Source organism: Uruburuella suis (assembly GCF_004341385.1).
Classification (GTDB): Bacteria; Pseudomonadota; Gammaproteobacteria; order Burkholderiales; family Neisseriaceae; genus Neisseria; species Neisseria suis.
The window spans coordinates 18,015-37,804 of record NZ_SLXE01000001.1; the positions used below are offsets into that span (position 1 = coordinate 18,015).

The following is a 19,790-nucleotide window of genomic DNA, read 5'->3' on the forward strand; positions in this document are numbered from 1 at the left end:
AAAACACCCAAAGGGATGATTATGCGTACCAACTATTGTGGCTTGATTAACGAGCAATACCTCGACCAAACCGTTACCGTTAAAGGCTGGGTGCACCGCCGGCGCGACCACGGCGGTGTGATTTTTATCGACTTGCGCGACCGCGAAGGCATTGTGCAGGTGGTGATCGACCCCGACACCCCCGAAGCTTTTGCCACCGCCGATTCATCACGCAATGAATTCGTGCTCAGCATCACCGGCCGCGTGCGCAACCGCCCCGAAGGCACCACCAACGATAAAATGGTGTCCGGCAAAATCGAGATTTTGGCCAAAGAAATCGACATTTTAAATGCTGCGGCCACGCCGCCTTTCCAAATCGACGATGAAAACCTGAGCGAAAACGTGCGCCTGCAAAACCGCGTAATCGACCTGCGCCGCCCGGTGATGCAGAATAATCTGAAATTGCGCTATAAAGTGGCCATGGGCGTGCGCCGCTACTTGGATGCGCAAGGCTTTATCGACATCGAAACCCCCATGCTCACCCGCTCCACCCCTGAAGGCGCACGCGATTACCTCGTGCCCAGCCGCGTGCACCCGGGCGAATTTTTTGCGCTGCCGCAATCGCCGCAATTGTTCAAACAATTGCTGATGGTGGCCGGTTTCGACCGCTACTACCAAATCACCAAATGCTTCCGCGATGAAGATTTGCGTGCCGACCGCCAACCCGAATTCACCCAAATCGACTTGGAAACCTCATTCCTCGGCGAAGACGAAATCATGAACATCACCGAGGGCATGGCCAAGCAAGTATTTAAAGACGCGCTGAATGTAGAGTTGGGCGACTTCCCGCGCATGCCCTTTAGCGAAGCCATGTTTTACTACGGCTCCGACAAACCCGATTTGCGCGTCGACTTGAAATTCACCGAGCTTACCGAATTGATGAAAACGGAAGAATTCAAAGTGTTCCGCGGCGCAGCCGACATGAAAGGCGGCCGTGTGGTGGCCTTGCGCGTGCCCGGCGGTGCGAAATTGAGTCGCAAAGACATCGACGAATACACCAAATTTGTCGGCATTTACGGCGCCAAAGGCTTGGCCTACATTAAAGTGAACGATGTGACCAACCTTTCCAACGGCGAAGACAGCGGCCTGCAAAGCCCGATTGTGAAATTCTTGTCGGAAAACGCCCTGAAAGCCATTATCGAGCAAACCGGCGCCCAAAACGGCGACATCATCTTTTTTGGCGCGGATAAAGCCAAAGTGGTGAACGAAGCCATTGGTGCCTTGCGCATCAAAATCGGCCATGAGCACGGTGCAGAAGGCGGCTACTTCACCAACGAATGGCGGCCGCTGTGGGTAGTCGATTTCCCGATGTTTGAATACGACGAAGAAAACGACCGCTATGCTGCCATGCACCATCCGTTTACCTCGCCCAAACCCGGCCATGAAGACTTGATGGACAGCGACCCCGAAAACTGCCTCGCCCGCGCCTACGATATGGTGCTCAACGGCTGGGAAATCGGCGGCGGCTCCATCCGTATCCACCGCGCCGACATTCAGGAAAAAGTGTTTGCGGCGCTGAAAATCAGCCCGGAAGAACAGCAAAACAAATTCGGCTTCTTGCTCGACAACCTCAAATTCGGCGCGCCTCCGCACGGCGGCTTGGCCTTCGGCCTTGATCGCTTGGTAACATTGATGGCCGGTGCCGAATCCATCCGCGATGTGATTGCCTTCCCGAAAACCCAGCGCGCGCAAGACTTGCTGGTGGATGCGCCCAATCATGTGGACGATAAACAATTGCGCGAATTGGGTTTGCGTTTGCGCCAAAAAGCGGCAGAGAGCAAAGAAGTTTGATGCCTTGAGCTGCCATAAAGACAAAGGCCGTCTGAAACACAATAGTGTTTCAGACGGCCTTTTTTATCATGAAATCCATCAAAAAATGCTGCGGGATTACGCCGGCAGCAACAAGCGCTTTGCCTGTTGTTGCGTGAAATAAATGAAAAACGGATGATTGTGAAAAGGCCGTCTGAACCGTTCAGACGGCCTTTTGTTATTAATTTTATTAATATTCGATGGTGTTTCATTAATGAGGAAGGCGTGCGAAATGGTCGGATTTATGTCTGATTTTAAAATAATCATACAGTTTTAAAATAAATATTTCTGTAAATCTATTTATTTGTAACTGTATGTAATTAAAACGGGTTGAATACTAGAGAGTAAAAATGATCGAAAGCGTTGGAATAGATGAGGGTGACTAGATAAGATGTTGATGAAAATCGAGTTGTTTCATTTAAAGCATTGATTTTTATTTAAAATAATTGTAGCAATATTACTTTTATCAATAAATTAAATCTAGTTTAATTACTTGTGATTTTGCTGGTGCATTTATGTAAAATACACAAATTAATTTCATATAACTACAAGAAATAGATCAAATTTCATCCGCTTTTTACAAACAATAAATGTTTAGGAGGGTTTTTCTATGAGCCAACAATACACATGGTTGCATATCGGCCTGGGTTCTTTCCATCGCGCGCATCAAGCGTGGTATCTCAACGAATTGATTAAAGCCGGCAACGACAGCTGGGCGATTGCGGCAGGCAATATCCGCAACGACAGCGAACACACGGTGCAGGCGCTGCAGGCGCAAAACGGCGAATATGTGCTGGAAACCATCAGCCCGCATGATGAGCGCGCTTATGAGGTGATTAAGTCGATTAAAAAATTGCTGCCGTGGCAGGCCGATTTGGCACCGCTGATTGAAGAGGGCGCGGCTGAAGCCACTAAAGTGATTGCCTTTACCGTGACCGAAGCAGGCTATTATCTCGACAGTGCATACCGCTTGGACCAAAGCAACCCCAGCCTGCAAGCCGATTTGCAGGGCGGCCATGAAACCATCTACGGCATTATTGCCAAAATTCTGAAAAAGCGTATGCAGCTGGCCGATGGCAAAGTGACTTTGCTTTGCTGCGACAATGTGCGCCACAATGGCGAGCGTTTCCACGATGGTTTGGTGGAATTTCTCACGCTCACCGGCCAGCAAGATGTGATTGCTTGGCTGAAAGACAACGCCACCACGCCCAACACCATGGTCGACCGCATTGTGCCGCGCCCGGCCGAGGATTTGCCCGCGCGCATTCAGGAAAAAACCGGCATCGCGGATAAAGCGCCGGTGATGGGCGAAACCTTTATCCAATGGGTGGTTGAAGATAATTTCAAAGACAATGTGCGCCCGGCGCTGGAAGAAGTGGGCGTGGAACTGGTGGATTCGGTGATTCCGTATGAAGAGGCGAAAATCCGCGTGCTCAATGTGCCGCATGCCGTGATTGCGTGGGCGGGCACGTTGCAGGGCGAATCGTTTATCCACAACAGCACGCTGAACGAGCGCGTGCGCCAAGTGGCTTATGATTATGTTACCCAAGATGTGATTCCGAGCCTGGGCGACAACGGCATCGATTTGCCGGCCTATCGTGATGTGGTGTTGGAGCGCTTTACCAACCCGCATATCAAAGACACCAATCAACGCGTGGCGGCGGACGGTTTCTCGAAAATTCCCGCCCAAATCCAGCCGACGCTGATTGAGCGCTACCGCAGCGGCGTACGCCCCGAGGCCACGGCTTTGCTGCCGGCGCTGTTTTTCGTGTTTATGGAGCAATGGCATCAGGGCAAGCTGCCCTTTGCCTATCAAGACGGCATTATTGATGAAGCGGCGGTGCATGCCATGTATCAATCTGCCGATCCGGTGCAGGTGTTTGCCCAAGATAAAGCCTTGTTTGGCGAATTGGCCGGCAATGCCGACTTTGAAGCGCTGCTGCGTGAAAAAGTAGCCCAAGCCCGCACTTTTATCGCTTAAGGAGCAGGCCATGTATTTAGGTCTTGATTTCGGCACTTCTGAAATCAAGGCGCTGCTGATGGATGAGCACGGCCGAATCGTGCTCAGCCACGGCATGCCCTTGACGATTCAGCGCCCTTATCCCCAATGGTCGGAGCAATCGGCCGCCGAATGGTGGCAAGTAACCAATGATTTAATCGCCCATCTGCGTGCGCAAGCCGGCGCGCGTTGGCAAGCGGTGAGTGCCATCGGTTTATCCGGCCAGATGCACGGTGCGGTGCTGTTGGATGCTGCCGACAAACTTCTGCGGCCGGTGATTTTGTGGAACGACACCCGCAGCGCTCAAGAATGCGCCGAGTTGGAAGCGGCCGCGCCTAATCTGCATGCCATTACCGGCAATCTGGCCATGCCCGGCTTTACCGCGCCCAAACTTTTGTGGGTGAAAAAGCACGAGCCGGAAATATTTGCCCAAACCGCCACGGTGTTGCTGCCAAAAGACTATATCCGCCTGCTGATGACCGGCAAAAAAATATCCGATGTGTCGGATGCCGCCGGCACTTTATGGCTGGATGTGGCCAAGCGCAACTGGTCGGATGAAATCCTTGCAAAATGCGGCTTAAGCCGAAGCCATATGCCTGCTTTGGTGGAAGGCAGCGCCAACAGCGGCACGCTGCTGCCCGAAATTGCACGGCAATGGGGCTTGAGTGCAAGCGTGATTGTGGCCGGCGGCGGGGGCGACAATGCCGCCAGCGCCGTGGGCGTGGGTGCGGTGCAGCCGGGCGATGCGTTTATTTCATTGGGCACATCGGGCGTGGTGTTTGTGGTAAACGAAGCTTACCGCCCGGCACCCGAATCGGCCGTGCATTGCTTTTGCCATGCTTTGCCCGAGCGCTGGCATCAAATGAGCGTGATGCTTTCCGCCGCGGCTTGCTTGAGCTGGTATTGCAGGCTGGTGGGGGTGAAAGAGGCCGAATTGCTGCAAGAAATCGAAGCGTTGAGCGATGAAGCCAAAGCGCAAGCGCCTGTTTTTCTGCCTTATCTTTCGGGCGAGCGCACGCCGCACAATGATCCGGCTGCCGTCGGTATGTTTTACGGCATCCGCCACAATGCCGACCGCGCGGTAATGGGCTATGCGGTGCTCGAAGGCGTGGGCTTCGGCTTAGCCGACGGTGTGCGGGTGTTGAAAGAGAGCGGCACGGGCATCAGCCAATGCTCTTTGCTCGGTGGCGGCGCCCGCAGCCCTTTTTGGGCGCAATTGCTGGCCGATATTTTGCAGCTGCACATTTTCACCCATCAAGGCGGCGCCACCGGCGGCGCGCTCGGCGCGGCACGGCTGGCGGCTTTGGCCGATGGCAAAACCGAAGCCGAAGTGTGCACCAAGCCTGAGGTCGACAAGGTTTACCGGCCGCAGCCGCAGCGATTGGCAGATTTGCAAAGGCGCTATCAAATATTTCGTTCGTTGTATCAAAACGATTCGGCATCCAGGGAAAAATCATCTTTTTAATCAGCTGCGGCAGGCTGCCGTAGCGGCTTGCCGGCACGGGTGCAGTCTTTTTTCAGACGGCCCCGCTTCTGTTTCAAGCGAGAGAGGTATTTTATGAACACTTCCGCAGTGACCAAGCAATGGCTGGGTCTGCCCCTGAATCTGGTATGGGGCTATATCGCCATTGCGCTGTTTATGACCGGCGACGGCTTTGAGCTGGCGTTTCTTTCCCATCACATTACCAGCTTGGGCTTCACGCAATCGCAATCTTCGCTGGCTTTTTCCGTTTACGGTTTGGCCGCGGCGCTATCGGCTTGGGTGTCGGGCGTGTTTGCCGAAATCATCACGCCGCGCAAGGCGATGATTATCGGCTTTGTGCTGTGGTGTGTGTTTCACATACTCTTTTTGGTGTTTGGCTTGGGTGATGCCAATTATCCGCTGATTTTATTGTTTTACGGCATACGCGGCTTCGCTTATCCGCTGTTTCTCTATTCATTTATCGTGATGATTGTGCAAAATGTGCACAGCTCGCAAATCAGCCCGGCAATGGGCTGGTTTTGGACCACTTATTCAATCGGCATCGGTGTGGCCGGCAGCTATATTCCGAGCTTCACCATTCCAGTGATCGGCGAGCGCGGCACGCTGTGGCTGGCGCTGGTGTTTTGCTTTGCCGGCGGCATGGTGGCGGTGACCATGTTGCGCAAGGTGAATGCTTCTTCACATATGCACAATCTTTCCACGAGGGAAAAATTCACCGAGTTGAGCCGAGCGGTGACGCTTTTGGTGAGCAACCGCAATGTGCTTTATGCCAGCATGATCCGCATTATCAATACCTTGTCGCTGTTTGGCTTTGCGGTGATTATGCCGATGATGTTTGTGGATGAGCTGGGCTTTTCCACGCCCGAATGGCTGCAAATCTGGGGTGTGTTTTTCGCCACCACGCTGTTTTCCAATGTGTTGTGGGGCATAGTCGGCGAGAAGCTGGGCTGGATGAAAGTGGTGCGCTGGTTTGGCTGCATCGGTATGGCGGTGTCGACGCTGTGCTTTTATTATCTGCCGCAGCATTTCGGCCACAATTTCTACATGGCTTGGATTCCGGCGATTTTGCTGGGCATATTTGTGGCGGCCTTTGTGCCGATGACGGCGGTGTTTACCACGCTGGAACCAAACCATAAAGGCGCGGCGATTTCGATTTATAATTTGTCTGCCGGCATGTCTAATTTCCTCGCGCCCACCATTGCCACCATTTTGCTGCCTTACTATAGCTTTATCGGTGTGGTGTATGCTTATGCCGCGCTTTACCTGTTTGCTTTTGTGCTCACTTATCTTTTGAAAGTGAAGCAGCCGGGCTTTGATGCACCGGCGGAGGACGCGCAACAGGTCGGTTGACGAGCGGCAAGCAGCATGGCCGGCCACAGGCCGTCTGAAAGGTTTCAGACGGCCTGTTTGTTGTTTGCAAAACAAATGAGTGCAATAAGACAAACTGGGTGTCGCAAACCAAACGGCAAAGCGGCTGGGCATGGAAACAGTGGGCGGAATATATTTTCAGCTTCTTCAATTGTTTAATCGGTTTATCCGTTATAATCCGCCTCTTTGCATTGAACCGCGTTCAGACGGCCTGAACGTGGCTTATGTCCAATCTATAAAAATAACCTGATGCACCGGCTTGTTATTTTATTTTTTAGATTGGGCACGACCCCGAAAGGCAAGCCATGACTGTTTACTCTCTTTTTATCACCTGCCCGCGCGGCTTGGAAAACGTGTTGGCGGCGGAATTGCAGGCGCAAGGCTGCGCTCAGATCGAGCCGACCGACGGCGGTGTGGCCTGCAAAGGCGGCTTGGAGCAAGTGTATCGCGCCAATTTGCATGCGCGCACCGCCAGCCGCGTGTTGCTTCAGCTCACCAAAGGCAGCTACCGCGATGAAGACGACATCTATAAGCTCGCCCGCAACATCAAATGGGGCAACTGGTTTGCGCTCGAGCAAACCTTTAAGGTGAAAGTGGAAGGCAAGCGGGCGCAGGTGAAAAGCCTCGATTTTGTGGGGCTGAAAATCAAAGATGCCTTGTGCGATGCTTTTCGCGAAGTCTGCAACGCGCGCCCGAGCGTGGGCAAATTCCAGCCCGATGTGCGCGTGCACGCGTTTTTAAACGACAAAACCGTGCAGATTTTTATCGACACCAGCGGCGAAGCCTTATTCAAACGCGGCTACCGTCAAGACACGGGCGAAGCGCCGCTGCGCGAAAACCTCGCCGCCGGCCTGCTGCTTTTGGCCGGCTACGACGGCAGCCAGCCGTTTCAAGACCCATTCTGCGGCAGCGGCACCATCGCCATCGAAGCGGCTTGGATTGCCACACAGCGCGCGCCCGGCCTGATGCGCCGCTTCGGCTTTGAAAAGCTCAAAGGTTTCGATAAAGCGCTGTGGGATAAAATCCGCCGCGAAGCCGAAACCAAAATCGTGTTTCAAACCGCCGCGCCGATAGCCGGCAGCGATAACGACCGCCACATCATACGCGCCGCCATGGCCAATGCCGAAGCGGCCGAGGTGAACGATTTAATCCGCTGGCAGGTGCAAGATGTACAAGCCACGCGCCCCAACGGCGAGGGCGGCATCATGATTTCCAACCCGCCCTACGGCGTGCGCCTGGCCGAAGTGCAGGCTTTGCAGGCGCTTTATCCGCAATTGGGCAGCTGGCTCAAGCAGCATTACGCCGGCTGGCTGGCCGGCATGCTCACCGCCGACCGCGACATGCCCAAGCTCATGCGCCTGCAACCCAAGCGCAAAATCCCGCTTTACAACGGCAACCTCGATTGCCGCCTGTTTCTGATCGATATGGTTAAAGGTTCCAACCGCGGATAATATGGTTTTGTGAACAAATAGGCCGTCTGAAACCTTTCAGACGGCCTGCGGTTTTTGCGTTACCCTGCACGCCGGAAAACATACCCCGCAGATTTGCTCTGTTATAATCACGCTTTATGATTCAGGCCGCAGCCACTCAAACAGACCGCGGCATCGTTGAAAGGCAGCCATGCAAAATAATCCTCAAGACACAGTGCGCCTCTCCAAGCGCATGGCCGAGCTGGGCTTGTGCTCCCGCCGCGAGGCCGACAGCTATATCGAGCAGGGCTGGGTAAAGGTCAACGGCGAAGTGGCCGTGCTCGGCCAAAAAGTAAGCACGGCAGACCGCATCGATCTAAACAAACAGGCGCACGAGCGCCAAGCGCAGCGGGTAACGATTTTGCTCAACAAGCCCGTGGGCTATGTGAGCGCACAAGCCGAAAAAGGCTATCAATCCGCCGCCGAATTAATCACACCGCAAAACCATTGGCCGGGCGACGAGAGCCGCATCACCTTTACCGAGCAACACAAATTCGGCCTCGCGCCCGCCGGCCGGCTCGATATCGATTCTGTCGGCTTATTGGTGCTCACGCAAGACGGCCGCATTGCCAAGCAGCTGATCGGCGAGGGCAGCGGCATCGAAAAAGAATACCTCGTGCGCGTAAAAGGCACGCTTTCCGAAGCAGGCCTGCGTCTGCTCAACCATGGCCTCAGCCTCGATGGCGAAGCGCTGCGCCCGGCCAAAGTGGAATGGCAAAACGAAGACCAATTGCGCTTTGTGTTGCAACAAGGCAAAAAGCGCCAAATCCGCCGCATGTGTGAGCTGGTGGGCTTGCGCGTAACCGGCCTCAAACGCATCCGCATGGGCAAAGTCAAACTCGGCCGCCTGCCGCCCGGGCAATGGCGCTATTTGGGCGCAAACGAGCGCTTTTGATAACTAACGCTTTTAATGATGATGTTTTAATGGAAGAGGCCGTCTGAAAGATTCAGACGGCCTTTGTTATGTGATACTCATTTAAAAAATAACCTTTCAACATTGAAGTGGAATCAATGCGGCGATTTCTAATACCAATCCAAAAAAATAACCTAACTTCGTTATCTCGTCTTGCCGTACTATCTGTACTGTCTGCGGCTCGCCGTCTTGTTAGCTTACTTTTTTGAATTGATACAACATCAGTGCTTATCCTGAACTCATGTTAATTAAAAACGCCCCTGGTAAGGGGCGTTTGTTGTTGTCATATAAAATAGAATCATGGTTTCAACTCACGTTCCAGCTAGATAGCAGAACGAGGTGATTATTTTACGCGTGGTTTATTTATTTTGCGAATTAATTAATTTAAATTATAATATAGATTTATGGAACTATTTATTGAGAGTGAATTAAGACTTATCTCTCAAATTGGTGCTGATTTGCTTCGCCGCCCTTAGTTTTTTGGAAGGAATGGGGTATATGGGGGTGTTTGGGGAAATAAATGGATGGCAGGTGCCATCTGTCGCTTTATGATGACATGTTGAAAATTTTAATAAGGGTTAATGGAATATGAATTTCCAAGATATCGCAAATCAAGCTTATGAAAATGCTCCGGTAGAGCAAGAAACGGGTAATAAAAACGTAAAGGATATCGCTTTTGAAGCATATAAAATTTACATCAAATTCCAATTTCCAAATATGCTGAATTATTGGCCTGTGGTTTCAGGAACACATTATAAAATTGGCCGTTTTGGTGATTTTTATGTGGTGATATTGATTGATCAAGGGCCAACAGTTTTTGTGCAAACTATGGGTATTGATGAACTCAATTTACCTTTAACGGGAAAGGATAAAAATAATCCTGAATTAATCAGAAAGGAAGTATTTAAGCTGATGAATCTTAAAAGGCGGGATGCAGTTTTCTTGTTTGACAGCAGTAATGGTTTTGAAAACTGGGTTATTGATTTAGAGCGTGATTTGAAATTAAATTTTTTACAACATAAGGTAGAAATGAGTATGCAGCCGATGAAAATTTTTCTTAGCCATAAAAGTATTAATAAAAATAGAGTTCGGCATTTTAAAAGCACTTTGGAATTATTAGGTTTTTCGCCTTGGTTAGATGAGGAAGATATGTCTGCGGGCGTGAATTTAGAAAGAGCTTTACAGCAAGGAATGTCAGATTCTTGCGCAGCAATATTTTTCATTACTCCTGATTATACTGATGAAAAATATTTGGCCAGTGAGATTGATTATGCAATTGCAAAAAAACGCCAAGAAGAAAATTTTTCAATTATTACTTTGGTGTTCGCTAATGAAAATGGAGAAAAGGGAATTGTACCGGCTATGCTGAAGCCTTATGTCTGGAAAAAGCCTGCTAATGATTTGATTGCATTGAATGAAATATTGAAAGCATTGCCATTGGAAGTGGGAGATGTTCGATTTAAATCAAATGTAATTAAATAGGATTTGGATGCCAGCATGACTTGCTAAAATGAAACAACAAAGAAAATAAAATGCATAAGCTGCTGTTTCAAACCCTGCAAGCCAAGAAACAGGAAAAAATCGTCCACCCCTATTTGCAGGAAGAAGTGGAAATCGGCCTGCTGCCCCATATCCAAGCCATGCTGCTGGCGCGGCACCTGCGCGGCACCTGCGCGGCGATCTGGCCGAATACCCACCGTTTCTGATGCGCTAAAGGCTACCTGAAATGCTGATGCTGATTACCTACGACATCTCCCTAGCCGACCCCGAAGGCCAAACCCGCCTGCGCCGCATCGCCAAACACTGCCTCGACTACGGCGTGCGGGTGCAATATTCCGTATTCGAATGCGACCTCGCGCCCGACCAATGGGTGCAGCTGAAAGCCAAACTGCTGGCCACCTATCAACCCGAAACCGACAGCCTGCGCTTTTACCACCTCGGCAGCAAATGGCGGCGCAAAGTAGAACACCACGGCGCCAAAGCCGCAGTGGATATTTTTAAAGACACCCTGATTATCTGAACTTGTGGCGAATTATCTGAACGGATTGCACGAGCGCTAACCTGTAGTGCTCATCAAAAAGCCCGCAGATCAGCGCGGCTTGATTTCTTTAACAATTTGGAAAAAACCGGCCTTACTTGGCTGTGATATAGTAAGGCCATGTGTCTTCGGTGAAACCTTAGCGAAACAGGGCGATGCAAGCCTTGCGGGCCAAGGGTTTCAGCGGCGGCACCAGCCGCCTTCGGGCGGCTGTGAGTTGAAACGGGTCTAGCGTCATTTCTTCCGCCTGCTGCTGCAACCAGCCGCCTTCGGGCGGCTGTGAGTTGAAACATTTTCCAAGACAAAGAGGGTGTCGAAGTATTGCCCAGCCGCCTTCGGGCGGCTGTGAGTTGAAACAACAACTTTCTTAACCCTTTCAATACCCCCATCCAGCCGCCTTCGGGCGGCTGTGAGTTGAAACTGAAAACGTACCTAGCTTGCCCTCAATCCCCAGCCAGCCGCCTTCGGGCGGCTGTGAGTTGAAACTCAAACCCTACCTGTACTTCTCGTGTCAGTTCTTCCAGCCGCCTTCGGGCGGCTGTGAGTTGAAACTGTCATACCGCCTTTGAACCCTCCTGTACTAAACACCAGCCGCCTTCGGGCGGCTGTGAGTTGAAACAGACTGTAGTGCACATCATAGTTCTCATACGAGGTCCAGCCGCCTTCGGGCGGCTGTGAGTTGAAACTTAGCGGAAGGTGATTCTGCTGCTGCGACCATCAACCAGCCGCCTTCGGGCGGCTGTGAGTTGAAACTTTATAGACTGGTTCAATTTGATACAGATCAACCCAGCCGCCTTCGGGCGGCTGTGAGTTGAAACTGTTGATTGAGCAATTGCTTCGGTTTTCAGTTGGCCAGCCGCCTTCGGGCGGCTGTGAGTTGAAACGTTTAAGATGTTTCCATTGTATTATGACTCATTCCCAGCCGCCTTCGGGCGGCTGTGAGTTGAAACTTTAATATTGTAGTTGTTTGTCTGTATGATGGTGCCAGCCGCCTTCGGGCGGCTGTGAGTTGAAACTTCAGACATCTCACCCGAAAAATAGACCACATTGCCAGCCGCCTTCGGGCGGCTGTGAGTTGAAACTAGAGTTGTGCGAACAGACTCCTGTTCGAGCGTGGCCAGCCGCCTTCGGGCGGCTGTGAGTTGAAACGTCAGAACAATCAGCGCGTGCAACAGACAAGGCTGCCAGCCGCCTTCGGGCGGCTGTGAGTTGAAACAGCTGATGAATTCTTAAAAACGACATTGGCATTTCCAGCCGCCTTCGGGCGGCTGTGAGTTGAAACCGTCTGATGAATGCGCGAAGCAATGGCTGTACAACTAGCCGCCTTCGCATGGCTGTGAGTTACACCTTATACATCTTCATAGCCACAGCCGCCTGCAAGTGGCTGGGAAATGGTCTGATGTATTTGACGATGTTTGCTTTGGTTGGCCGCTTGGGTTGATTGTTATGCTTGATGCAGTAGTGTGCTCAAGTGCTGCACGATGGCGGCGGCGGTGTCGTGTTTGCTCATTTCGGGTAGGGGGGTGTCGCCGTATGCATCGATAATGGTCACTTGATTACGGCTGCTGCCCATGGCGATTGAGACTTCGTTGGCCACCAGCATGGGGATGCTTTTTTTCAGGCGTTTGGCGCGGGCGTGTTCGAGCACGTTGTGGCTCTCGGCGGCAAAGCCGATGCAAAAAGGGGCATCGGGCAGGGCGGCGACTGAGGCGAGAATGTCGGGGTTTTCGGCCAACTCAATCACGGGTGGGGTGCTGTCAGCGCTTTTTTTGAGCTTTTGTGTGCTGCTGTTGCGCACTTTGTAGTCGGCGATGGCGGCTACGCTGATGAAGATGTCTTGCGTATGAATGCGGTGGTGCACGGCTTCGTGCATGGCTTGTGCGCTCAGGGCATGCACGTTTTCGGCCATGCCCGGCGGCAGAGCGGTTTGGATTTGGCCGTAAATCAATGTGACTTCGGCACCGGCGGCGCGGCAGGCGCGGGCGAGGGCGGTGCCCATTTGGCCGCTGGAAATATTGGTGATGCCGCGCACGGGATCGATGGCTTCAAAGGTGGCGCCGGTGGTGATGAGCACTTTTTTTCCGGCTAGGATTTTGGGTGTCCATAAATCGGGAATGAGATCGGCCAGCTCGGCGGCTTCGGGCATGCGCCCTACACCTGTTTCGCCGCAGGCTTGCTCACCGCTGGCGGGCGGGAATATGCTGATGCCGTCGGCCTGCAATCGGGCGATGTTACGTTGGTTGGCGGGGTTGAACCACATTTCTACATTCATTGCCGGTGCTGCGGCCAACGGGCATTTGCGTGCGGCAGCCAAATTGGTGAGCAAGTTGTCGGCGATGCCGCCGGCGATTTTGGCCAAGGTGTTGGCGCTGGCGGGGGCGATCACAAACACGTCGGCGGTGCGGGTGAGGTTGATGTGTGCCATGCCGTTGCCGCCGGATTCGCCGCTATGGGTGTCGGCCAACACGGGGTGGCCGCTTAAAGCCTGAAAGGTGAGCGGCGACACGAATTCGGTGGCGGCGCGGCTCATGGCCACGCTCACTTCATGGCCTTGTTTTTTCAATAAGCGCACGAGTTCGCAGGATTTATAGGCGGCAATGCCGCCGCTGATGCCGAGCAGAATGTGTTTTTTAGTGGTCATAAGATTATATTGTTGAAATATATAGTGAAATGTAAGAAAAAAGTGGCGCAACGGGTAGGTTGGGTTGAAAACCCAACAAGTCCACAGGCCGTCTGAAACGTTGGGTTTGACAACCCAACCTACCTCGTTGTGGTGCGTAGTTTTGTATCACTTTTTCTTGCATTCAACTATAGATGAATTTTAAATATCAATGATTATACCAATTCAAAAAAGTAAGCTAACAAGGCGGCGAGCCGCAGACAGTACAGATAGTACGGCAAGGCGAGACAACGAAGTTAGATTATTTTTTTGGATTGGTATTAGGCCGTCTGAAAGGTTTCAGACGACCTAATATAGCAGACTTGGCTTAAAGTGATAAAACTTTGTTTGTGTTTGCCGGCAATGCTGCCGCATGTGCGTTAGGGCTTCGGACAAATGGCTAAAGCGATTTTTTCGCTGTAGTCGGTTTTGCTCCAAGCATCGGCATCAACGGATAGGGGTTCGCCAGTATTTTGTTGGGGGGCATTGGCTTGTAAACGGGTTTGGCAGTTAATCAATATCGGCCAGGTTTGTGCGCTCATGCGGCGCTCGAAAAAATAAAGATTGGTTTGCAATACTTGGCCGCTTTCGCCGACGGGGGCGGTTTTGGCGGTGTCGATGGCCACGAATTTCAATACTTGCGGTTTAATATACGACCAAGGCTTGTAAAACGCGTTTTCCGGCACTTCGGCCACCACCACGGCGCTCTCGGGCAGCAATGAGCGGGTGTGGCTAAACCAAGTGTATTCGCTATAAACCTGAAAGCCTATCATGCCTAGGCCGGCCGCTGCCGGCACCAGCCATTTGGGCAGCTTTTTAATAAACAGGCGGATCATCATCATGATGCCGGCGGCACCGATGCCGGCGGATAGGGTGGCAACGAATTCCCAAATCATGGGCGCTCCTTTGTGTTAAATGATTTGGGCTTCCTGATGCGGAAGCCCAAACCGATTGGTTAAGTTAATGCTTAGTGGTCGACTGCTCCGCCGGCACCGCGCGGATAACGCACACTTTCCACCAGATCTTGCACTTCTTGCGGCGGCGCTTTGCCCAAGCTGGACACCACGAACGCGACAACGAAGTTGATGATAGCACCCACTGCACCGAACGACAACGGAGAGATGCCGAACAGCCAGTTGGCTTCTACGTTTTCAAAAGTGTTGGTGCCCGGGATGAAGAACCAGCCCAAATACAGGAAGATATACACGCAAGTGGAAATCAAACCTGCCAACATGCCTGCGGTGGCGCCTGCGCTGTTGATGCGTTTAGAGAAAATACCCATCATCAAAGCCGGGAAAATTGAGGCAGCGGCAATACCGAAGGCCAGCGCCACCACTTGTGCGGCAAAGCCCGGCGGGTTGATGCCCAACCAAGTGGCGATCACAATGGCAACGGTCATCGAGATGCGCGCAGCCATCAATTCGCCTTTTTCGCTGATATCGGGTTTGAGTGTTTTCTTAATCAAATCGTGCGAAATGGCGGATGAAATGGCGAGCAGCAAGCCTGCGGCGGTAGAGAGCGCAGCAGCCAAGCCGCCGGCGGCAATCAGGCCGATCACCCAAGAGGGCAGGTTGGCGATTTCAGGGTTGGCCAATACCAAGATATCGTTGTTTACAGTCAGCTCGTTGCCTTTCCAGCCGCGTTCGGCAGCGGTGGCTTCAAAGCCTGCGGATTTGTCGTTGTAATACTGGATTCTGCCGTCGCTGTTTTTGTCGTCAAACTTCAAAAGGCCGGTGGTTTCCCATGATTTCATCCACTCGGGGCGCGCTTCGAATTCAATCGGTGCAGCAGCGGCGCCTTGCGGATAGATGGTGTCGATAAGATTGATGCGGGCCATTGAGCCGACAGCCGGTGCGGTGGTGTAAAGCAGCGCGATAAACACCAGTGCCCAGCCGGCAGACGAGCGGGCATCGGATACTTTAGGCACGGTGAAAAAGCGGATAATCACGTGCGGCAGGCCGGCGGTGCCGATCATCAGCGAGAGGGTAAACAAGAACATATTGAGCTTGTTGGGAATATCGGCCGTGTAGGCAGTGAAGCCCAGATCGGTTACCAATAAATCAAGCTTTTGCAGCAGCGGCATGCCTGAGGCGGTTTCGTTGCTGAAAAGACCCAAAGGCGGAATCGGGTTGCCGGTGAGGTTGAGCGAAATAAACACGGCCGGAATGGTGTAGGCAATAATCAACACCACATATTGAGCCACTTGGGTGTAGGTGATGCCTTTCATGCCGCCCAACACCGCGTAAAAAAGCACCACAATCGATGCAATAATCAGGCCGGTGGTGCTGCTTACTTCAAGGAAACGCGAGAAAGCCACGCCGGCACCGGTCATTTGGCCGATCACGTAAGTGGTGGAAGCGATAATCAAACAGGCCACAGCCACCAAGCGGGCGGTGCGGCTGTAGAAGCGGTCGCCGATAAAGTCGGGCACGGTGAATTTGCCGAATTTGCGCAAATAAGGTGCTAAAAGCAGCGCCAGCAATACATAGCCGCCGGTCCAGCCCATCAGATAGGCCGAGGCACCGTAGCCGCCCATGGCGAGCAGGCCGGCCATTGAGATGAAAGATGCTGCGCTCATCCAGTCGGCTGCGGTGGCCATGCCGTTGAGCACCGGGTGCACCCCGCCGCCGGCCACATAAAATTCTTTGGTTGAACCGGCGCGCGCCCAAATGGCGATGCCGAAATAGAGCGCAAAAGAAGCGCCCACGAATATCAAGTTAATCACAAATTGACTCATGGTATTACTCCTCGTGTACGCCGAATTCTTCGTCGAGCTTATTCATTCTCCAAGAGTAGAAGAAAATAATCGCGATGAAGGTGAGAATCGAGCCTTGTTGAGCAAACCAGAAGCCCAAATCGGTGCCCCCGATATGGATGCCGGCCAAGAGCGGCCGTAAGACGATGCCGAAACCGTAAGAGCATAATGCCCACACCACCAAACAAATGGTGATAATGCGCACGTTTGCCTTCCAGTAGCTGGTTGAATCATGTTTGTTGACAGACATGACTTCCTCCTTTGTCGATGACAATTTTATAATTAGAAATGCCGTTTTCCTTGTTTGAAATCAGGGGCAAAAAGCCTTCAATTTCAGCGAACCGACACAATTTTCAGTGATTCAAACCAATCACGTGTGGGGAGAATAGCATAGTTGAAAATATTTGATACTAACTTATCCTGATGGTTTCCATAAAAATGCAAGATATCGCTTAATGCAATATATAAATAAAAATACATAAATTAGGGTAAATAAAGGCTTTGTTAACGCAATTTAACTTATAAATATGGAAATGAAAAAAGGGTGCATAAAGCGTTTCTGCGTGGATAATTTGCTCTAAATTGTTTGGATTGAGGTGAAACATGCAGGGGAAAACAGTATTTAGGGCGTTGGAAAAAGTGAAAAGGCCGTCTGAAAGTTTTCAGACGGCCTAAATGTTTCAAATGACGAAAACCAAGGTGGGCAACACTTGTGTGCAAAAGCTGGGTGTGTGCGCTATCGGCGGCGTTTGCGCGCTTCCAGCGCCAGCAGCATCATGGCCACGTTGATGGCATCGTTGAGCGCATCGTGGCGGGGCAGGTCGGGTATGCCGAGCTTTTTCACCATGGTGGCCATGCGCAGATCGATATAGGCGTTGTGGATATTGCTTTCGGCCTGTTGCTGGTAATAAATGCTCGACACTTCGATTTGTTTGTTGGGCAGGCGGATGCCGAGCATGGGCTTGAGAAATTTATTGATCATGGCAACATCGTATTCCAGATAATAGCCCACCAAAGGGCGCCCGCCGATAAAATCAAGCAGCTGATAGACCGCTTCTTCTACCGGAATGCCGTCTGAAAGGTCTTTCGGGCGCAGGCCGTGCACTTTCACATTGGCCGCCTGCATCAGGCCTTCGGGCTTGACCAATACATAAAACGATTCGCTGGTGAGAATTTCTCTGCCGCGGATTTTCACAGCGCCGATGGAGATGATTTCGGCTTCTTTTACATCCAGGCTGGTGGTTTCGCAATCGAAGCTGACCATTTCATCCGGGTGCGGCTCGTAGAGGAAATCGTATTGCGGGTTGGCGAGCTTTTTGCGCTCGCGCGCGCGCAAAAAGCGTTCGATTATCTGCATCAGCGCACCCCCAGATGAAAGTGGTTGTGTATCATCTGCTTGAAGCGTTTCACCACTTGCAGCGCATCTTTGAGTAAATCGCGCTCGAGCGTGGAGAGGCTTTGTAAGTCGATTTGGTTGGCTTCTTCGGGTATTTCGTTGCTCAGGGCGGCAAAGCCTGCTTTCAGGCGCAAATCCATCAGATAGCTGAGCGCTTCGGCGGTGTCTTTGCCCAGCTGCTCATCCAGCACGCGAGCCTGCATCAGCTTTTGAATGCGCTCGAAGGTGTTGGTTTCTTCGATGCGCGCTTCCAGCCCCAAGGCGCGCACACCGTGCACCACCGGGAACACGCCCATTTTTTTGATGTCCATCTTTTCGTTTTGGCCGCGGCTGAGCAGCTGCGAGAAAAAGCCGCGGCTGTGGCCGTCAAACAATTCCACCGAGCGGGCAAACGCCATCAGCATGCCGGCATCGTTGATCATGGTTTTTTGCAGATGCGCTTTCACTTCATCGAGCAGCGCCGCATCGCCGGCCACGGGCTTGGCATCGATAAAGATGGCCAGGTTCATCATGGATTCGGGGCTGGGAGAATAGCACCAGCTGCTGACCATTTTTTTGAATTCGGGCAGGGTTTTGCGCCAAGCCGGGTTGTTGACCATGATGTGGCCGGGGCAGGGCGGATAGCCCAGGCGCTCGAGGGTGGCGGAAAATTGCTCGGCGGTTTGCTCTGCCAAAGCCAAATCGGCATGTTCGCGCAGAATCAGGGCGTTGTCTTGGTCGGTTTTGAGGATTTGCTCGCCGCGCCCTTCCGAGCCCATCACAATCAGGCAGCTTTGTTCGTATAATTCGGGCGTGGCCAAAAGGCGCCAGGCTTTTTCAAACAGGCTCGTGTTGAGCACCTGCATCAATTGCGCCAGCTGCGGTGCGCGCACGCCGTTTTTGCGCAAAATCTGAATGGAATGCGTCATTTGGGCGGCAATGCCCACCAGCTCATCTATGGTTTGGGCGCGCTCCAGCCTTTGCGCCACCAAGTGGGTGTGGTTGGAAAAATAAGCCAGCACGTCGATTTGCTCGAGCGCACCCACCGGCTTGCCTGCTTGGTTCACAATCACGCGCTGGATGTTGAATTGGGTCATGCGCAGCAAGGCGTTGAACACATAATCGTCGATATCGATGCCGATCAGATCGAAAGTGGACCATTCCGAAATCGGTGCATCGCTTGGTGCGCCGGCAATGGCGATGTCGCGGAAGGCCGATTCGGTGAACAGACCGATTTGCTCATGGTGGCGCACCAGCACCGATTTGGTTTTGTGTGTTTTCATGGTTTGCGCGGCATCGAGTATGCTGGCGCTGCCATCGAGCCAAACGGTGTTTTGCCGGTAGGCATCGCTCACTTTGGCGGTGAAGAGGCTTTCAAACTCGCTGTTGTTGCGATCGCCCGAGAGGCTGGCCATTTTTTCGGCCACGCTGGTGTAGAAATAAGCGCTGAAACGGGGGCTGGAATGCATGATGTCGAGCACGGTGGCTTTGGGTATGGTGTAAACCAGCGCCTGCTCCTGCACCACAAATTGATGCTGGCTGTGGCCTTCCATCAAGGCGCGTGCTTCAAAAGTGTCGCGCGCCCGATAAAGGGCGATCACCTCGCCATCGCTGCCGATTTCTTTCACCAGCCCTTTAATCACCACATATAAATGCTCAATGGGCTGCTGCGGCCGGATAATGATTTCTTCATCGTTGAAAAAAGCAATGTCCACGGCTTTTTCCAGCATGAGCCGCTCGGTGTTGTTGAGATGGTCGAAAGGCGGGTGGTTGAAGTCGAACCGTTCCATGCTCTATTTCCTTGTTTATTTTTGTAGTGATTACGGATACTGTAAAACGGCTTGGATAGGCTGTAAATAGTTTGAGCGGCAAAGTTTTTATGG

General features: G+C 52.2%; 16 protein-coding genes and 1 CRISPR repeat array. Of the genes, 10 read left to right on the forward strand and 6 right to left on the reverse strand.

Features of this window, described 5'->3' with window-relative positions; translation table 11 throughout:
• Positions 1–21: 21 nt before the first annotated feature.
• From aspS to cas2, 10 genes are all read left to right on the forward strand, one after another.
• Positions 22–1,830, forward strand: a complete 1,809-nt coding sequence (aspS, locus tag EV680_RS00085) for an aspartate--tRNA ligase (RefSeq protein WP_132952235.1) — start codon at positions 22–24, stop codon at positions 1,828–1,830.
• Positions 1,831–1,834: 4 nt separating this feature from the next.
• Complete coding sequence (locus EV680_RS11885; RefSeq protein WP_165870878.1) at positions 1,835–1,972, forward strand: hypothetical protein; 138 nt, start codon at positions 1,835–1,837, stop codon at positions 1,970–1,972.
• Between the two features lie 486 nt (positions 1,973–2,458).
• Positions 2,459–3,829: a D-arabinitol 4-dehydrogenase gene (gene dalD, locus EV680_RS00090; protein ID WP_132951936.1), complete on the forward strand. Its 1,371-nt coding sequence runs from the start codon at positions 2,459–2,461 to the stop codon at positions 3,827–3,829.
• Between the two features lie 10 nt (positions 3,830–3,839).
• Positions 3,840–5,312, forward strand: coding sequence for a xylulokinase (xylB, locus tag EV680_RS00095; protein WP_132951938.1), 1,473 nt, complete (start codon positions 3,840–3,842; stop codon positions 5,310–5,312).
• Positions 5,313–5,405: 93 nt separating this feature from the next.
• Positions 5,406–6,680, forward strand: coding sequence for an MFS transporter (locus EV680_RS00100; RefSeq protein ID WP_132951940.1), 1,275 nt, complete (start codon positions 5,406–5,408; stop codon positions 6,678–6,680).
• Between the two features lie 323 nt (positions 6,681–7,003).
• The gene (locus tag EV680_RS00105; protein ID WP_132951942.1) at positions 7,004–8,149 is read left to right on the forward strand and encodes a THUMP domain-containing class I SAM-dependent RNA methyltransferase; all 1,146 of its coding nucleotides are present in this window, start codon (positions 7,004–7,006) and stop codon (positions 8,147–8,149) included.
• Between the two features lie 169 nt (positions 8,150–8,318).
• A complete protein-coding gene (locus EV680_RS00110; RefSeq protein ID WP_132951944.1) occupies positions 8,319–9,062 on the forward strand; it encodes a pseudouridine synthase in 744 nt (247 codons plus the stop codon).
• Positions 9,063–9,668: 606 nt separating this feature from the next.
• Positions 9,669–10,562, forward strand: a complete 894-nt coding sequence (locus EV680_RS00115; RefSeq protein ID WP_132951946.1) for a toll/interleukin-1 receptor domain-containing protein — start codon at positions 9,669–9,671, stop codon at positions 10,560–10,562.
• A 50-nt stretch (positions 10,563–10,612) separates the two neighbouring features.
• Positions 10,613–10,786, forward strand: coding sequence for a hypothetical protein (locus EV680_RS11890; RefSeq protein WP_165870877.1), 174 nt, complete (start codon positions 10,613–10,615; stop codon positions 10,784–10,786).
• Between the two features lie 20 nt (positions 10,787–10,806).
• Entirely contained in the window at positions 10,807–11,100 is a 294-nt protein-coding gene (gene cas2, locus EV680_RS00120; RefSeq protein WP_132951948.1) for a CRISPR-associated endonuclease Cas2, read from the forward strand.
• Between the two features lie 210 nt (positions 11,101–11,310).
• Positions 11,311–12,400: direct repeats of the CRISPR family, unit length 32 nt; unit sequence CCAGCCGCCTTCGGGCGGCTGTGAGTTGAAAC.
• 162 nt (positions 12,401–12,562) lie between these two features.
• On the opposite strand, the gene coaBC is transcribed toward cas2, so the two are convergent.
• The 6 genes from coaBC to EV680_RS00150 all read right to left on the reverse strand — a co-directional run bounded on the left by coaBC (position 12,563) and on the right by EV680_RS00150 (position 19,697).
• Positions 12,563–13,759, reverse strand: a complete 1,197-nt coding sequence (gene coaBC / locus EV680_RS00125) for a bifunctional phosphopantothenoylcysteine decarboxylase/phosphopantothenate--cysteine ligase CoaBC (RefSeq protein WP_132951950.1) — start codon at positions 13,757–13,759, stop codon at positions 12,563–12,565.
• 398 nt (positions 13,760–14,157) lie between these two features.
• Entirely contained in the window at positions 14,158–14,673 is a 516-nt protein-coding gene (locus EV680_RS00130) for a hypothetical protein (protein ID WP_132951952.1), read from the reverse strand.
• Positions 14,674–14,744: 71 nt separating this feature from the next.
• Positions 14,745–16,514, reverse strand: a complete 1,770-nt coding sequence (locus tag EV680_RS00135; RefSeq protein WP_132951954.1) for a sodium:solute symporter family protein — start codon at positions 16,512–16,514, stop codon at positions 14,745–14,747.
• A gap of 4 nt (positions 16,515–16,518) precedes the next feature.
• On the reverse strand, positions 16,519–16,782 hold the full coding sequence (locus EV680_RS00140; protein WP_132951955.1) for a DUF4212 domain-containing protein: 264 nt from the start codon (positions 16,780–16,782) through the stop codon (positions 16,519–16,521).
• Positions 16,783–17,268: 486 nt separating this feature from the next.
• Entirely contained in the window at positions 17,269–17,889 is a 621-nt protein-coding gene (locus EV680_RS00145; protein WP_132951957.1) for a 3'-5' exonuclease, read from the reverse strand.
• Positions 17,889–19,697 carry a DUF294 nucleotidyltransferase-like domain-containing protein gene (locus tag EV680_RS00150; RefSeq protein ID WP_132951959.1) on the reverse strand — a complete coding sequence of 603 codons (1,809 nt, stop codon included), beginning with the start codon at positions 19,695–19,697 and terminating at the stop codon, positions 17,889–17,891. Before EV680_RS00150 ends, EV680_RS00145 begins: the two co-directional genes overlap by 1 nt.
• Positions 19,698–19,790: the final 93 nt, after the last annotated feature.

Coding starts and splice junctions, on each gene's coding strand:
- aspS (WP_132952235.1), top strand. CDS start 22: ATGCGTACCAACTATTGTGGCTTGATTAACGAGCAATACCTCGACCAA.
- dalD (WP_132951936.1), top strand. CDS start 2,459: ATGAGCCAACAATACACATGGTTGCATATCGGCCTGGGTTCTTTCCAT.
- xylB (WP_132951938.1), top strand. CDS start 3,840: ATGTATTTAGGTCTTGATTTCGGCACTTCTGAAATCAAGGCGCTGCTG.
- EV680_RS00100 (WP_132951940.1), top strand. CDS start 5,406: ATGAACACTTCCGCAGTGACCAAGCAATGGCTGGGTCTGCCCCTGAAT.
- EV680_RS00105 (WP_132951942.1), top strand. CDS start 7,004: ATGACTGTTTACTCTCTTTTTATCACCTGCCCGCGCGGCTTGGAAAAC.
- EV680_RS00110 (WP_132951944.1), top strand. CDS start 8,319: ATGCAAAATAATCCTCAAGACACAGTGCGCCTCTCCAAGCGCATGGCC.
- EV680_RS00115 (WP_132951946.1), top strand. CDS start 9,669: ATGAATTTCCAAGATATCGCAAATCAAGCTTATGAAAATGCTCCGGTA.
- EV680_RS11890 (WP_165870877.1), top strand. CDS start 10,613: ATGCATAAGCTGCTGTTTCAAACCCTGCAAGCCAAGAAACAGGAAAAA.
- cas2 (WP_132951948.1), top strand. CDS start 10,807: ATGCTGATGCTGATTACCTACGACATCTCCCTAGCCGACCCCGAAGGC.
- coaBC (WP_132951950.1), bottom strand. CDS start 13,759: ATGACCACTAAAAAACACATTCTGCTCGGCATCAGCGGCGGCATTGCC.
- EV680_RS00130 (WP_132951952.1), bottom strand. CDS start 14,673: ATGATTTGGGAATTCGTTGCCACCCTATCCGCCGGCATCGGTGCCGCC.
- EV680_RS00135 (WP_132951954.1), bottom strand. CDS start 16,514: ATGAGTCAATTTGTGATTAACTTGATATTCGTGGGCGCTTCTTTTGCG.
- EV680_RS00140 (WP_132951955.1), bottom strand. CDS start 16,782: ATGTCTGTCAACAAACATGATTCAACCAGCTACTGGAAGGCAAACGTG.
- EV680_RS00145 (WP_132951957.1), bottom strand. CDS start 17,889: ATGCAGATAATCGAACGCTTTTTGCGCGCGCGCGAGCGCAAAAAGCTC.
- EV680_RS00150 (WP_132951959.1), bottom strand. CDS start 19,697: ATGGAACGGTTCGACTTCAACCACCCGCCTTTCGACCATCTCAACAAC.